Annotated in this window: 12 protein-coding genes; 3 read left to right on the top strand and 9 right to left on the bottom strand. The window is 67.9% G+C overall.

What is annotated here, in order from left to right:
• Nucleotides 1-26 precede the first annotated feature (26 nt).
• On the bottom strand, nt 27-971 hold the full coding sequence (locus WS64_RS17495) for a hypothetical protein (protein ID WP_059637741.1): 945 nt from the start codon (nt 969-971) through the stop codon (nt 27-29).
• Between the two features lie 162 nt (nt 972-1,133).
• Here WS64_RS17495 and WS64_RS17490 point away from each other — a divergent pair, with 162 nt between their 5' ends.
• Nucleotides 1,134-2,009 carry a LysR family transcriptional regulator gene (locus WS64_RS17490; protein WP_060967125.1) on the top strand — a complete coding sequence of 292 codons (876 nt, stop codon included), beginning with the start codon at nt 1,134-1,136 and terminating at the stop codon, nt 2,007-2,009.
• 18 nt (nt 2,010-2,027) lie between these two features.
• Here WS64_RS17490 and WS64_RS17485 read toward each other — a convergent pair whose 3' ends face one another.
• Entirely contained in the window at nt 2,028-3,296 is a 1,269-nt protein-coding gene (locus tag WS64_RS17485; protein WP_059577592.1) for an ATP-grasp domain-containing protein, read from the bottom strand.
• Nucleotides 3,297-3,351: 55 nt separating this feature from the next.
• Nucleotides 3,352-4,800 (bottom strand): MFS transporter, encoded by a 1,449-nt coding sequence (locus tag WS64_RS17480; RefSeq protein ID WP_060967124.1) that lies wholly within the window; start codon nt 4,798-4,800, stop codon nt 3,352-3,354.
• Between the two features lie 406 nt (nt 4,801-5,206).
• Here WS64_RS17480 and WS64_RS17475 point away from each other — a divergent pair, with 406 nt between their 5' ends.
• Nucleotides 5,207-6,328 carry a TauD/TfdA family dioxygenase gene (locus tag WS64_RS17475; protein WP_060967123.1) on the top strand — a complete coding sequence of 374 codons (1,122 nt, stop codon included), beginning with the start codon at nt 5,207-5,209 and terminating at the stop codon, nt 6,326-6,328.
• Between the two features lie 96 nt (nt 6,329-6,424).
• Nucleotides 6,425-7,366 carry an ABC transporter substrate-binding protein gene (locus tag WS64_RS17470; protein ID WP_060967122.1) on the top strand — a complete coding sequence of 314 codons (942 nt, stop codon included), beginning with the start codon at nt 6,425-6,427 and terminating at the stop codon, nt 7,364-7,366.
• A 91-nt stretch (nt 7,367-7,457) separates the two neighbouring features.
• On the opposite strand, the gene WS64_RS17465 is transcribed toward WS64_RS17470, so the two are convergent.
• The 6 genes from WS64_RS17465 to WS64_RS17440 form a co-directional block, all read right to left on the bottom strand.
• Nucleotides 7,458-7,997 carry an AidA/PixA family protein gene (locus tag WS64_RS17465; RefSeq protein WP_060967121.1) on the bottom strand — a complete coding sequence of 180 codons (540 nt, stop codon included), beginning with the start codon at nt 7,995-7,997 and terminating at the stop codon, nt 7,458-7,460.
• Between the two features lie 64 nt (nt 7,998-8,061).
• Nucleotides 8,062-8,565, bottom strand: coding sequence for an inclusion body family protein (locus WS64_RS17460; protein WP_059577607.1), 504 nt, complete (start codon nt 8,563-8,565; stop codon nt 8,062-8,064).
• A 293-nt stretch (nt 8,566-8,858) separates the two neighbouring features.
• Nucleotides 8,859-9,242 (bottom strand): GtrA family protein, encoded by a 384-nt coding sequence (locus WS64_RS17455; protein ID WP_060967478.1) that lies wholly within the window; start codon nt 9,240-9,242, stop codon nt 8,859-8,861.
• Nucleotides 9,243-9,255: 13 nt separating this feature from the next.
• Nucleotides 9,256-10,299 (bottom strand): glycosyltransferase family 2 protein, encoded by a 1,044-nt coding sequence (locus WS64_RS17450; protein ID WP_059577610.1) that lies wholly within the window; start codon nt 10,297-10,299, stop codon nt 9,256-9,258.
• Between the two features lie 24 nt (nt 10,300-10,323).
• Entirely contained in the window at nt 10,324-11,703 is a 1,380-nt protein-coding gene (locus WS64_RS17445) for a glycosyltransferase family 87 protein (RefSeq protein ID WP_060967120.1), read from the bottom strand.
• Complete coding sequence (locus WS64_RS17440; protein WP_060967119.1) at nt 11,700-12,938, bottom strand: glycosyltransferase family 87 protein; 1,239 nt, start codon at nt 12,936-12,938, stop codon at nt 11,700-11,702. Before WS64_RS17440 ends, WS64_RS17445 begins: the two co-directional genes overlap by 4 nt.
• Between the last annotated feature and the right edge of the window lie 1,007 nt (nt 12,939-13,945).

The following is a 13,945-nucleotide window of genomic DNA, read 5'->3' as shown; positions in this document are numbered from 1 at the left end:
TGAATCCTTGATCGAGGACGGGAGAGCTAGCGTGCGCGCCGGCGCAGGCGCTGCGCTTCGAGGCGCGGCAGCAGATGCTGAACGACGCGCGGCAACGTATAGATCGGCAACTGCGCGCACGCGAACACGAGCGCCATGGTCGGCGTGGCGGCCAGTCCGAGCGCGGCCCACATCAGCCCGACGTTGCGATTGGCGACGATCAGTGCGACGTTCAGGCGCGTGCGGACATCGCCGGGCGTGAGCCCGTACGCGACGATCTGGAAACCGGCGTTGACGGCGAATGCGAGCGCGATCGCGGCCAGTGCGCGGTGCGGTGCGTCGATGATCGACTGCTGCATGCCGGCCATCGTGCCGAGCGCGAAGATCAGCAGCGCGACGACGACGGTCGCGTCGATCGGCGTCGCATGGCGCGCGAGCCGCGCGCCGGCAAGGCGCCGCACGAGCAGCGCGACGCCCTCGGCGCTGCCGATCAGCAGCGCGAGCCGCAGCGCGAGGCTCGACGGCGAGATCGACACCGCGGCGTCGTGGCTGAACCAGGCCGTCAGCAGCGGCGCGGTCAGCGGTACGAACACCATCGACGCGAGGGTCGCGACGAGCGCGACACTGGCGTCGAGCGACAGCATGCGCGCAATCGTCGACGTGCCGCTCGACGGCGGCGCGCAGTACGCGATCACCAGCGCGACGACCCAGTCGTACGGCAAACCCGCGAGCCGCGCGGCGACGCCGAGCGCGATCGGGCACGCGATCATCGTCAGCGCGGGCAGCAGCAGCGACACGGCGGGGCGCCGCGCGACCGCGCGCACGGCGCTCGGCTCGACGCGCAGCAGCGTGCCGAGCACGAACAGGAACACGGTAACGGGCATCAGCGGCCGCGCGAGCGCCGCGAGCGGCGGCACCAGCAGCCCGAGGCCGACGCCGCACGCGAGCACGGTCGGGCCGCGCCGCACCAGCGCGGCGATCAGTGCGCGCACGGACGAACCTCGGGCCGGCGGCGAACGGGAGTGAAGCCGAAGCAGGCAGCGAATGGCATGCGGATTCCTCGGAAGGGGCCGGCACGGAATACGCGCTAGGCTAATCCGGATGGTGGGCGAAGTAAAATGATATAAACTGAATCGGTAACAAGAGAAACTGATATGAACATCCCATTGCTCGAAACTTTCCGGGCCGTCGTGCAGGAAGGCAGCGCGTTGCGCGCGGCCGAACGGCTCGGCTGCACGCAGTCGAACGTCACGGCGCGGCTGCGTCAGCTCGAGGAATCGCTCGACGCACCGCTGTTCGACCGCCATGGCAAGCGGCTGGTGTTGAACGATGCCGGGCGCCGGCTGATGCCGTATTGCGACCGCATCCTGCGTCTCGTCGACGAAGCGACGCAGGTGGTGCGCGAAACGCCGGTTGCCCGTCGCTTCCGGCTGGGCTCGATGGAAAGCACGGCCGCCACGCGGCTGCCTGCGCTGGCCGCCGCGCTGAAGGAGCGCGACTCGGCGCTCGGCCTCGCGGTGCAGATCGGCAGCGAGCCCGATCTGGCGGATGCGCTGCTGCGCGGCCGGATCGACGCGGCGCTCACCGCACGCGCGGTCGTGCGGCCCGGGCTGCGTTACGAGCCCGCGTTCGCGGAGGACATGGTGCTGGTGAGCGCCGCGACCGTCACGCGCCGGCAACTGCTGGCCGACAACGCGGTGCGCCTGCTCGCGTTTCACGACGGCTGCCCGTACCGCGCGGTCGCGGAGCACTGGCTGAAGGCGCGCGGCGTCGCGATCGAATCGGTGTCGTCGTTCGGCACGTTCGGCGCGATCCTCGGCTGCGTGGCGGCCGGGATGGGTGTCGCGATCCTGCCGAAGCGGATCACGACCGAGCACGTGGCGCGCAAGGAACTGCGCGCGCATGCGTTCGACGATCTCGACAGCGTGACGACCTATCTCGTCACGCCCGACGAAGCGCCCGCGCTGCCCGAACTTGACGCGTTGCGTGCGGTGCTCGGCCGGCAGGCCGGTGCGCTGCTCGCGCGCTGACACGGGCACGCCGCGACCCTAGACCGGCGCGACCGCGCCTTCGTCCGCGAAGAAATCGGCCTCGATTTCGCGAATCCGCCGGCAATCCTCGAGCAGCCGTTCGAAGGTCGGGCTGTACAGGCCGACCGTGCCGAGCGCCGTTTGCAGGTCGGTGGTCACGCGCAGCGTGTCGCCGACCTTGATCCACTGCTTGAGCCCGACGAACGACGGCAACGCCTGGATCGCCTGCCACGTGAAATCCTGCCGCAGCACGCCGTTGCGCGACGACAGCAGCAGCACGTGACCGCAGTACCCGCGAAAATCCGTCGGCGCGGCGACGTCGCCGAACAGCCGCTCCGGATGCAGCACTGCTTCGACGGTGGCCGATACGTGATTCTCGCCGCTGACCGCGCTCGTCAGCCGCGGATCGAGACTGCCGTGCAACCGCGCGTTCAGCTCGACGATGGTCGGGCCGTCGGCCGTATCGAACAGCTCGAGGTGGGTCGGCCCGAAGCGCACGTCCAGCGCATCGAGCACGTCGGCCGCGTAGTCGAGCAGCGGTGCGTAGCGCGGGTCGGCATGGTTCAGCACCAGCATCTTGTCGAGCCGCGGCGCGTGCGTGCGGTCGCGATGCACTTCCCACAGGCTGACCACGCGATGGCGGCCTTCGAACGATACCGAATCGACGATGTATTCCTGCCCCTCGGAATAGCTTTGGATCACGATGTCGTCGTTCGGCTGGTTGTACAGCGAACGGGTGTTCAGCACGTCGCGCGCGGCGGCCTCGACCTGCTCGAGCGTTCGGCAGATCTTCACGCCGGCCACGCCCGCGCTGCGCGCCGGCTTCACGACGAGCGGCAGCGTGCGCTGCGCGCGCGCCCAATCGAGCGCTTCATCGACCGACGTGCTGTGGAAGTGCGCCGGCGCGCGCAGCCCGGCCTGGCGAATGCGTTCGTTCATCGCGAACTTGTCGCGTCGCGCGGCGGAGGTGGCGAGCGGGTTGCGATACGGCACGTCGAGCCGCTCGGCCAGCGTGTCGGCCAGCTCGAGCGCCGCGTCGAGGCCATGCAGCACCGCGCCGATCCGCAGGTCGCCCAGTTGCGCGAGCGTCGCGTCGATGTCGCCGCGATGCTGGACCTGCCGGATGTAGTCGGACGGCACGAACTGGTCGCGGTAGATGGCCGGCAGGTCGGGGTCGCTGATCACGTGCGCGCAACGGATGCCGTATGCGCGAAACGCGGGGGCCAGGTAGGCGGCGGTCGACGCGCCGTCGACGATCAGGACGGTATCGATGAAGCGATGCTGCATGGATTCCTCTCGCTCGGATGGAAAATCGGTTGAAGGAGTGCGTGCGGCAAGGTGCTCAGGCCCGCGTGCCGGTATCGCGGGCGTCGCGAGGCCAGCGCACGGCCAGCACGACGCAGAGTGCGACGAGCACGGCCGCGACGGCGAACGCGCGCGCCGCGCCGGCCACGATTGCCGCGCCCTGGCCGGCGACCAGCGCGCCGAGCGCCGCGACGCCGATCGCGGCGCCCACCTGACGCGCGGTATTGAGGATCGCGGACGCGGTGCCCGAGCGGCCGGCCTCGACGCTGCCGAGCATCGTCGACGTCAGAGCGGGAATCGCGATGCCGCCGCCGATCGCCATCGCCACGAGCCCGGGCGCCAGCAGCGCGTACGGCGTGTGCGCGGCGAGCGTCCGCCACAGCCACACGTAGCCGGCGAGCGACACGGCGAGGCCGACGATGACGGTCGCGCGGAATCCGTGGCGGACCGCGAGCCGCGCGCTCGCGATGTTGGCGAGCATGATGATCGTGAGCGGCGCGAGCGCGAGCCCCGATTCGGTTGCCGTGAAGCCGCGCGCGTTCTGGAAATAGAGGCTGAGCGAGAAGATCAGCCCGTAGAACGCCGCATTCGTGATCGCGCCGATTGCGAGCACGCCCGGCACGCGCGCGATCCGGAAGAACGCGAGTTGCAGCATCGGCGCGGCCACGCGCCGTTCGATCGCGATGAACGACGCGCCGAGCGCGACCGTCGCGATCAACGCGCCGGCCGCGTAAGGGTCGCCGATCCCGTGCGCCCCGGCCCGGATGATGCCGCCCGTCAGCAGCCCGAGCAGGAGCACCGCGACGATCTGCCCGGCCGGATCGAACAGCCGCGTGCGCGCGGCGGCCGAATCCTGCACGTGGCGCAGCGTGAGCCACAGCCCGAACGCGCAGATCGGCAGGTTGATGAAGAAGATCGCGCGCCAGCCGAGCGAATCGATCAGCACGCCGCCAAGCGTCGGCCCGGCCGCGCTGATCGCGCCGCCCGTCGCGCTCCACCACGCGACGGCTTTCACGCGCGCGGCGGCATCGTCGGCGCACGCATGCGTGATGAGCGCGAGCGACGTGGGCAGGATCATCGCGGCGCCGACGCCTTGCGCGACCCGCGCGGCGACCAGCGCCGCCAGCGACGGCGCGAGCGCGCAGCCGAGCGACGCGAGCAGGAACAGCGCAAGGCCGTACGCGAACAGGCGGCGGCTGCCGAAGCGGTCGGCCAGCGTGCCCGACGTCAGCAGCAGCGCGGCGAACGACAGCGTGTAAGCATCGACGATCCACTGCAGCCCGTGGACGCTCGATCCGAACGCATGGCCGAGGCTCGGAATCGCGACGTTGACGACGGTCACGTCGAGCTGGACGATCGCGAAGCCGAGGCTCGCGGCCGCGACGGTCGGGAAGATGGCGCGCAGCGACGTGCGCGGCGAACCGGTGGTGGCGGTGGCGGTCAGCGCGCGGTCGACGCGGTCGAGCGCCGGGGCACGGTCGCTCATCGCGGCCCCCGGTGCATGCGGGACGTGTGGATGGTGCGGGACGGCAGGCGGTATCGATTCATCTGGCGGGTTTCCGTATGGCGCATCAAGGGAGCCGGCTGCCCGTCGGGCGCCGGCCGCGGCGTCGAATCCGACAGAAAACTAGCATCGACCCATTGGCGAATACAAATAATAAGCAACGATTTTTTAACAAGTATTCGTGTTAAGGGTCGGCGCAAAACGCGGTGAACCGGTTCCGTCCGCATTGCTGAACTTATATCGATAATTTTTGTTTGCAATCGAATTAATATCATTTCGAAATGCAATGACGGTCTCCTAGTCTTGTCGAGCGCTTCGCCCCGAGGACGGCGGCGCGCGGCGGCGATGCCATGCCGCTCTTCGAACCAGATCTTTATACGAGAGACCTATGACCTATCTCGCAGATGCACGCATCGCTTTGACGGCAGCGGAATCCGCTCACATCCGCACGACGCTCGGCGCGCTGGGTTACGACCCGGCCGGCGGCGCAGGCTATATCAGCGCAGTTCGCAAGCTGGCCTACAACGCGTTTCCCGACCGGATCGTCGACGCATTCGACCGGGCGAAGGCGCCGACGGCGGACGCGCACGGCTCGATCGAGATCGACAACCTGCCGATCGACGACGGCGTGACGGGCAGCCCGCGATTCGAGGAAACCGGCCGTTCGTTCAAGGCCGGCGTGCTGAGCGAGAACGTGCTGGTCGCGTTGAGCACGCTCGCCGGCGAGCCGTACTCGATCGCGCACGAAGGGCGCGAGCTGGTGAACAACCTGACGCCGCACAAGGCGACCGCGCGCGACTACACGGGCCTCGGCTCCGAGGTCGAGCTCGACTTCCATATCGAGAACGCCGCGCAGGCGCACATGCCGGAAGGCGACACGTCGCCGTTCGCGCTGCTGCTGCTCGGCGTGCGCAGCGAGGCCGGCGGCGGCCCGTACACGCGGCTCGCCGATGCGCGCCGCGCGCTGCAACTGCTGTCGCCGGACGATATCGCGCAACTCTACGGCGAGCACTACATCATCCGCGTGCCGTACCGGTGGCGCGGCGCGACGCCCACGCCGCGCGACAACACCGACCTGAGCGCGGTGCTGTCGGGGCCGCTCGACGCGCCGCGCGTGACGGTCGCGTTCTATCCGGACATGGTGCTGGCCGTCAACCCGCGCGCGCAGGAAGCGCTGGCCAACCTGTATCGCGCGGTGCGCGAGGTTTCGTTCGGCGTGCAGGTGTCACCGGGCAAGCTGGTGCTGATCAACAACCATTTCACGCTGCATTCGCGCGACCGCTTCGATCCGCAGTACGACGAGAACGACCGCGCATTCCGCTGGGTGCAGCGCGTGTTCGTCGCGCGCAGCCTGTGGAATTTCCGTGCGTTCACGCCGCTGCAGGCACGCGTGTTCGACCCGAAGGCGCTGTATGCGGGCGAGTCGGCGCACGCGAGGCCTCCGTCGCCCGTCGTGCAGCCGGTGCCGCGGCGTGCGGCCGTGGTCGAACTGGACGCGACGCCTGCGTGACCGAGCCGGCGGGGCAGCGACTGGCGTCGGACGTTGCCGGCCCGCTGCCCGCGCCCGCTTCGCGCATCCCCGAATAAAAACAGGATTCCACAAGACATGAGAAGAAACGCTTTTCCCGTTGCACGCCTCGCCCGCGTGCTGGCCGCCGCGCTGATCGCCGCGAACGCCGTCGCGGTACACGCCGCGTCGTTCGACTTGAGTCCCGAGCAGCCGGCCCGGCAGCGCGGCGCGGTGAATCCGGCGGTCGAGCAGGCGCTGCCGGCCGGCTTCCGGTTCGCCGAGGCGAACACGCTGACGATCGGCATCGCGCCGAACCTGCCGCCGCTCAGCACCTATGCGACCGACGCGCGCACGGTGGTCGGCTTCGATCCCGATCTCGCGCAACTGATCGCGGACAGCATCGGCCGCAAGCTGAAGATCGTGCCGCTCGCGTGGGCCGACTGGCCGCTCGCGCTGCAGTCCGGCAAGGTCGATGCGGTGATCTCGAACGTGACGGTGACCGAGCAGCGCAAGGAGAAGTTCGACTTCTCGACCTACCGGAAGGATCAGCTCGGCTTCTACGTGAAGACCGGCAGCAAGCTTGCCGCGATCCGCGAACCGAAGGATGTCGCGGGGCTGCGCGTCGTGACCGATTCGGGCACGAACCAGGAAAAGATCCTGCTCGAATGGAACCGGCAGAACGTCGCGCGCGGCCTCGCGCCGGTCGAGATCCAGTATTACGCGGATGCGGCCGAGCGCTGGGTCGCGCTGCAGTCGGGCCGGGTCGACACGATCTTCAGCGTGAACTCGATGCTCGCGTACCAGGCGTCGCTGCGCGGCGATGCAAAGCTGATCGGCACCGTCAGCGGCGGCTGGCCGCGCACCGCGGATATCGCGATCACGACCCGCAAGGGCAGCGGCCTCGCCGAGCCGCTGACGCTCGCGATCAATGCGCTGATCGCGAACGGCAGCTACCGGAAGGCGCTGGACCACTGGCGGCTGGATGCCGAGGCGATCGACCGGTCGCAGACCAATCCGCCGGGGTTGCCGCGTACCTGAGTACGGCACGCGGCGGGGCGCACGTGAGCGTCGTCGTAGCCGTCCTCTGCCCCGATCTCACCGGCAACGTGAAACGGCCGTCGCGATCCGGCTACGGTGTGGCGCCGGGCTGTTTCGTGTCCGGCCCGCTGCCGGCGATCTCGATCGTCGTTTCCCAGCGGAAATAGCCCGATACGGCGCCGTCGCGATCGAGCACCGCGAAATCGGCCGTGCACGTGGTGGCGCCCGGGGCCAGCACCTCGCCGCGCCAGAAATGGTCCTTCATCTGCTGGCACGACGGATGCAGCAGGTCGTCGCCGTTCGGCACCGCCGTGGCGGCGTCGCGGATCTCCGCTTCGATCGGCGTGACGATGCCGGCGTCCTTCAGCGCGAACCGGACGAACAGCACGGTCACCTCCGCGCGCAGCGCCAGCGCGGTTTCGCGCAGATGAAGCCGGTCGCCCGGCGACAGGCCGGCAAAGAGCCGGTTGTCGTGGTGGCTGACCTGCCCGGCGTCGCCGGGGCTCAACACGTAGATGTGCCGGCCGTCGATCACGGTGGGCGCGTCGGCGTCCCGGCTCGCATCGGGATAGGCCGCCAGCAGCGTGACGGCGTCGACGATCGCGAGCGCATCGCAACGTACACCAGACATGAGCACGTCCTCCGCAACAAGGGGCGGGACGAGCGGCCGTCGTGCGGCCGCCCGCGTGCCGCGATCAGTTATGGATCGAGATGAACGGATCCCACGAGAAGCAGCCCTGGCTCTGGCAATTGCGATCGATGATCTGGAACAGGAAATGGTAGGTCACGCGGCCGACCTTCAGGCATTCGGACGACCAATAGTAGTTCGCGACCTTCTGGCACGTCGGCACTTCGGGCTTGCTGGTGTTCGGCACCGGAATCGACGCCTCCGCGACGCGCGGCGTCGGCGTCGAGATCAGGTCGTTGCCGACGTTGCCGATGAACTTGTAGAACACCACCTGGTTCTCGAAGCCCAGCGACAGGCTCGTTTCGCGCCAGCGGATCAGGTCGCCGACCTGCGCCTTCAGGTCGAGCTCGCCGCCCGCCTGGCCGGAGATGACGTTGTCCTGGTTGGTCACCATATAGACATAGTGCCAGTCGATCAGCGTTGGCGCCGCCGGATTCTTGCTGGGATTCGGATATTTTTTGAGGATGGTTTCGGTATCGAACGAAACGAGCACATCGGTAACGCGTGACATAGAAGCTCCCGTTTGAAGTAATGGGACTTATCGTTGCGCGAATTGCTTCGTGCGGCCACCATCGCCTTGTGCAGCAAGGCTTTTCACCGATATCGACACGTGCGGAAGCGACGGCGAATGCAGATTATCCCGTTTGATTGCTTGTGGAAGCTGTAAAAGTAAACAGGTCGATAAAGTGATTTATCGGGTTAATTTGAAAATCGGAATCAATCGAATCGATGCGTGACAAAAATATCGCGACATTGAATCTGTTAATTGATTGGCCGATCGTTGGCGGGGCCGGGAAGGGAGGCTTACCGATACGTCCAGAGCCGGTGCAGCGCGAACGTCGTCGGCGGGATCAGCAGCGCGATCGCGACGACGCTCATCGTGCGCGACGCATCCAGCGCCTCGGCGGCGCGCGCGAGCAGCAGCGTTTCGACGAACCCGGCGAGCGTGACCGCGAGAAAGCGCGTCGCATTGCGGGTGCGTACCGTCGACGAGAAGCTCCACAGCGTATTCGCCAGATACGAGAACACGGTGGCGCAGAGGAACGCGACCGCATTCGCGGTCACCGGCGTCGCATCGCGCAGCGCGAACAGCGCTGTCGCGACCAGCGCGTGAATCGCGGTCGAGGAGAGCCCGGACACGCCAAAGCGCACGAGCCGCGTGCGCTCGGCCTGGAGCAGGCCGATCATGGCGCCGGTGCGTTCAGCGCGCGCCGATGCGCGGCCGGGCCGGCTGCACGCGCCGGCGTGCGGGCTGGCGGCGTGCATCGCGCGCGACCGGCAGTTCGATCACCTTGCCGTGCGCCTGGTAGCGGCGGCGGATCAGGTAGACGGGCCGTTGCTTCGATTCGTCGTAGATGCGCCCGACGTATTCGCCGACGACGCCGATCCCGATCAGCTCGATGCCGCCGATGAACAGCGTGACCGAGATCAGCGACGCATAGCCGAGCACCGGATTGCCGAACAGCAGCGTGCGCAGGATGATGAACGCGCCGTACACGAACGCGAGCGCCGCGATGCCGATGCCGATGTAGGTCCAGCTGCGCAGCGGCACGGTGCTGAAGCTGGTGATGCCTTCGAGCGCGAAATTCCACAGCTTCCAGCCGGAGAATTTCGAGTGCCCGGCGCTGCGCGGATCGCGCTGATATTCGACGATCACGGTCTTGTAGCCGACCCACGCGAACAGCCCTTTCATGAAGCGGTGCCGCTCGGGCAGGTTGCGCAGCGCGTTCACGACCTTGCGATCCATCAGCCGGAAATCGCCGACGTTCTCGGGCAGCTTCACGTCCGACAGTAGATTGTGCACGCGATAGTAGATCGCGGCGGCGGTGCGCTTCGCGAACGAATCGCACGCGCGGTTGCTGCGCTTGGCCGCGACGACCTCCGCGCCGTCGCGCCAGTGTTCGATCATCACCGGAATCAGGCTCGGCGGGTCCTGCAGGTCGGCGTCGAGCGGGATCACCGCATCGCCGGCCGCTTCGTCGAGGCCGGCCGTCAGCGCGGCCTCCTTGCCGAAGTTGCGGGTCAGGTCGATCACACGCACGCGCCGCTCGGCGGCGCCGATCCGGACCAGGCGTTCCAGCGTGTCGTCGCGGCTGCCGTCGTTCACGCAGACGATCTCGAAGCGGATCGCGTCGATCGCGCTCAGCAACGGAATCACGACGTCGAAGAAGCGCTCGACGGCTTCGCCTTCGTTGTAGAACGGCACGACCAGCGAGACGAGCGGCGTGTAGATGGATTCCCGCATGATGATTCCCCTTGTGATGTCGCTTTACCTGCCGGCGCCGAGCGTCGGGCGACCGGTGCGGCGCATGCCGTGCGCCGGGCGGTGGTGTGGCCGGAGCCGGTGGGTGAACCCGGTCTCGGTCGAGGTGTCGCGCGCGTCGGGCATCGACGGCACGTCGCGTCTTTCCCGGGCGATCCGGCTGACGAGCAGCGCGAGCGACGCGAGTGTCGCGAGCGGCATGAACTGGAACGACAGGTGCGGCACGATCGCGAGGCCCGCGAGCGGCATCGGCCACAGCAGCATCAGCCATTCGCGGTCGAAGCGCCGCCAGCCGCGCGTCGACGCATAGCGTGCGTACCACGCGATCACGATGCCGTACCACGTCAGGTCGTAGTCGTACAGATAGGGGCTGACGAGCAGGCATGCGCATGCGAGGGTCGCGGCGCGCAGGGCATACGAGCACGCGCCGCGCCACGCGTAGACGACGGCGACCGCGGCAACCGCCGCCGACAGCAGTTGAAGGCCGCGCGCGACGAGCGCGGGCCAGCCGGCCATCGTCGCGAGCGCGAATGCGGTCGGCATGCGTGCGAGCTTCGCATGACCGGTGCCCACGATCGTGTAGACGTGGGCGATCAGGTGCGTGAACGCGATCCACGGGGCGACGCCGAACGCGAGCGTCGCGAGCAGGGCGCTGACGGCGATCGTCGCGGCCCATGCGGCCAGCGCGCGCCATTGGCCCGCGCACAGCAGCGCGAGCGGGAACAGCACCGCGAGCTGCGGCTTCATCGTCAGCAACCCGAAACAGATGCCGGCGCAGACGGGGCGGCGGTTCAGCGCGAGCAGGCCGAACGCGGCGAGCGTCGCGGTGAAGAGGCTCGTCTGCCCGACGATCACCGTAAGGAACGCGCCGGGGAACGCAAGCGCGCACAGCCACGCGACATCGCGCTGCACGGTCGCGCGCATCGCCGCCGCGAACAGCGCGATTCCGATGCCGAGCCACAGCACGAGCGCCAGCGTGTACGGCAGCCAGCCGAGCGGCGCCACGAGCAGCAGCATCGTCGGCGGATAGAGCCATGGCAGCGTGCCGTCCGCGAGCGTCATCGTCGGGACCGCGAGCTTCTGGACCGCGAACAGCGCGGAGTAATGCCACGCGTCGGCGCCGTGCCCGTGCGCGGCGAGCCATGCGGCGCTCCAGACCGGCGAGAAATCCTGCGACAGCGGCTCGAGCGCGCCGCCGTGCGACAGGTGCACGCGGATCAGGTAAATGGCGATGAACAGCAGCTCCGTCAGCAGCACGGCGGCCGCATAGAGCCGCACGCGATCGCGATTGAGCCAGTGCGGATGGCGGCGCGGGCCGGCGATCGGGAGTTCCGGATGCAGATCGGCATTCGGGTGCGCGTGACGGGCGAACGACGGCGTTTTCATCGTGCGCTCCGCGACGCGAGCGCCGTACGGCGCACGACGACGAACAGCACCGCGAGCAGCACTACCGGCCCGATCTGCGGCAGCTTCATCAGCCGGTTCAGCATTTCGAAGATCGGCAGCAGCCACGCGAGTACGAGAATGCCCTGGTCGCCGGGCAGCCAGCCTTCGTCGAGGCCGTGCGCGATCAGGCAGAAAAGCGCGATGCCGAGCCACGTCAGCTCGTAGTTCCACAGGTACGGCGTCGTCAGCAGCGTGGCGACGGCCAGCACCGCGCCGCGCAACCGCATGTCGCGCGTGCGGCGCCATACGTTGACAGCCGCGGCGAGCGCGACGAGCGCGACCGCCGCCTGGGCGGCCAGCGCGGCCGCCACCGGCGCGCCCGCGAGCCGCAGCGCGGCGAACGGCGTCGGCGACGCGAGCCAGTACGACGCGAGCATGAAATGCTGCGCGCGTACCGTCGACATCGCATGACTCAGCCCGTGCAGCGCGGCGGGGCCGGCCAGCGCGACGCCGGCCGCCGCGAACAGCGTCGCGCTGAGCGCCGCCGCCGCGAAGGTGCGCCACGCACGCGTCGCGATCAGCACGAACGGGAACACGACGGCGAGTTGCGGTTTGATCGCGAGCAGCCCGATCAGCACGCCGGCCAGCACCGGCCGCCTGCCGAGCAGATGCAGCGCGAGCGCGGCGAGGCCGGCGGTCAGGATGCTGTTCTGGCCGAACAGTGCGGACATGCACACCGCCGAATACGCGACGACGACGAGCGCCGCGGCGCGCGGCACGGGAAGATGCGCGCGCAGCCCCGACAAGCGCGAGACGGCGAACGCGTAGCATAAAAGACTGCCCGCGAAAAAGAGGAAATAAGCGGGCAGGAAAGGCACGAGGGCAACCGGCGCGATGAACAGCAGCATCGTCGGCGGATAGAGCCAGGGAAGCGGCCGGTTTTGCAGATACGCACCGAAGTGCGCGAACTCGGCCTGCAGGAATGACGACGTGTCGTAGGCCGCCGCGGCATGGCCTTGCAACACGAGATGCGATGCGGTCCAGAAGACCGAGAAGTCGGTGCCGGGTCGGGCGGTGGCGTTCGATGTGAAGCCTTCGGTCACGACACCCCAGACGATCAGGAGCGCGACGAAGAGCATCAGCATGATGCAGCTGTACGGAATGATCCGGTCGGCCGTCAGCCATTGAGCACAGCGTATGGCGCGATCGCGCGTTTCACGATTGGCTGTGTACATGATGCCCCGTCTGTGGTTTGGCCGCGTGGTCTGTCGCGGCCGTTCGATGTTGTCGTGCCTGCGGATCGAATCGCGCTGAATTGGCGTTGTCCGGTGAATTCATTGTTGAAGAAAAAATCGCGTGATGCAAACCGCGCACGGCCGGCCGACATTGAATGTGTTCAGCGATTCGGGTGAAAACCGCCGTTTCTGGTATGAGAAAACGCCGCCGCCGGCATTCGTGTTTCTGGCCTGAAACATTCCGCGATTTTTAGCGGCCGGGCATGCCGTGGAACCCGCGACGCCTGGGCGCGCCGCCGCGTCCGGGAAAATCCCGAGAAAATTTTTTTGGACCTTTGTGCAGCGCGATGACGGGGTTTCATGCCGGCTACATGCGCCGGCGCCGCATATATCAAAGTTGAAACATTTCGGCGGCCGGGCGATTGGCGAGAGGCCGGGTGGATCGCCGAAACCCTTGGTGCGCCTCGATTTCGCCCGGGATGGTCCGCTCTTTGCGTAAGCGTTGGCACGGCAGTCGACGATGTGACGACCGGGCGGTTCGGGCAACAGGCAGCGGAACCGGCTCGCGAATCACCTGCGGAAAAAGTCGGGCCGGAGCGCGTCGGGGTACACGCAGCTCCCGTTCGATCCACCGCGGCAACCGTCGTCGAACGACCCGAGAGACCCGGTCGCTTCAGGGCAATAAGAAATCGGCATGGCAGTACATGGGGAATAAAAATGAAAGACCACAGCACATCGCGGATCGCAAGCCGCGTTAAAGACACATTGCGGCTTTGCCGGGAATTCATCTCCCGTTCAACCGGATTCCATGCGTCGGACGGCCGTCGTGCCGTTCAGTTCGATCGACCTGCCCGGTTCATCCGGCCGGTCGCACCGTACGCGCGTCTCTCATGCTCCGTCTCGCCGATACCCGTTCGCACGGACCGCGGTGGCCCGCCCCGTTTCCGCGACTGATCGTCGGCTTCCGATTTCCAGAGTAGTGCCGGTGGTGCCCACCCCCGACGTCA

The sequence above is a fragment of the Burkholderia anthina genome, from assembly GCF_001547525.1.
Taxonomy (GTDB): domain Bacteria; phylum Pseudomonadota; class Gammaproteobacteria; order Burkholderiales; family Burkholderiaceae; genus Burkholderia; species Burkholderia semiarida.
The sequence above is the reverse complement of the archived record's forward strand: the minus strand, read 5'-3'. Positions and strand labels throughout refer to the sequence as shown.

What these genes read in the sequence shown, in the direction of transcription:
- WS64_RS17490 (WP_060967125.1), top strand. Translation starts at nt 1,134, where the DNA reads ATGAACATCCCATTGCTCGAAACTTTCCGGGCCGTCGTGCAGGAAGGC.
- WS64_RS17485 (WP_059577592.1), bottom strand. Translation starts at nt 3,296, where the DNA reads ATGCAGCATCGCTTCATCGATACCGTCCTGATCGTCGACGGCGCGTCG.
- WS64_RS17480 (WP_060967124.1), bottom strand. Translation starts at nt 4,800, where the DNA reads ATGAGCGACCGTGCCCCGGCGCTCGACCGCGTCGACCGCGCGCTGACC.
- WS64_RS17475 (WP_060967123.1), top strand. Translation starts at nt 5,207, where the DNA reads ATGACCTATCTCGCAGATGCACGCATCGCTTTGACGGCAGCGGAATCC.
- WS64_RS17470 (WP_060967122.1), top strand. Translation starts at nt 6,425, where the DNA reads ATGAGAAGAAACGCTTTTCCCGTTGCACGCCTCGCCCGCGTGCTGGCC.
- WS64_RS17465 (WP_060967121.1), bottom strand. Translation starts at nt 7,997, where the DNA reads ATGTCTGGTGTACGTTGCGATGCGCTCGCGATCGTCGACGCCGTCACG.
- WS64_RS17460 (WP_059577607.1), bottom strand. Translation starts at nt 8,565, where the DNA reads ATGTCACGCGTTACCGATGTGCTCGTTTCGTTCGATACCGAAACCATC.
- WS64_RS17455 (WP_060967478.1), bottom strand. Translation starts at nt 9,242, where the DNA reads ATGATCGGCCTGCTCCAGGCCGAGCGCACGCGGCTCGTGCGCTTTGGC.
- WS64_RS17450 (WP_059577610.1), bottom strand. Translation starts at nt 10,299, where the DNA reads ATGCGGGAATCCATCTACACGCCGCTCGTCTCGCTGGTCGTGCCGTTC.
- WS64_RS17445 (WP_060967120.1), bottom strand. Translation starts at nt 11,703, where the DNA reads ATGAAAACGCCGTCGTTCGCCCGTCACGCGCACCCGAATGCCGATCTG.
- WS64_RS17440 (WP_060967119.1), bottom strand. Translation starts at nt 12,938, where the DNA reads ATGTACACAGCCAATCGTGAAACGCGCGATCGCGCCATACGCTGTGCT.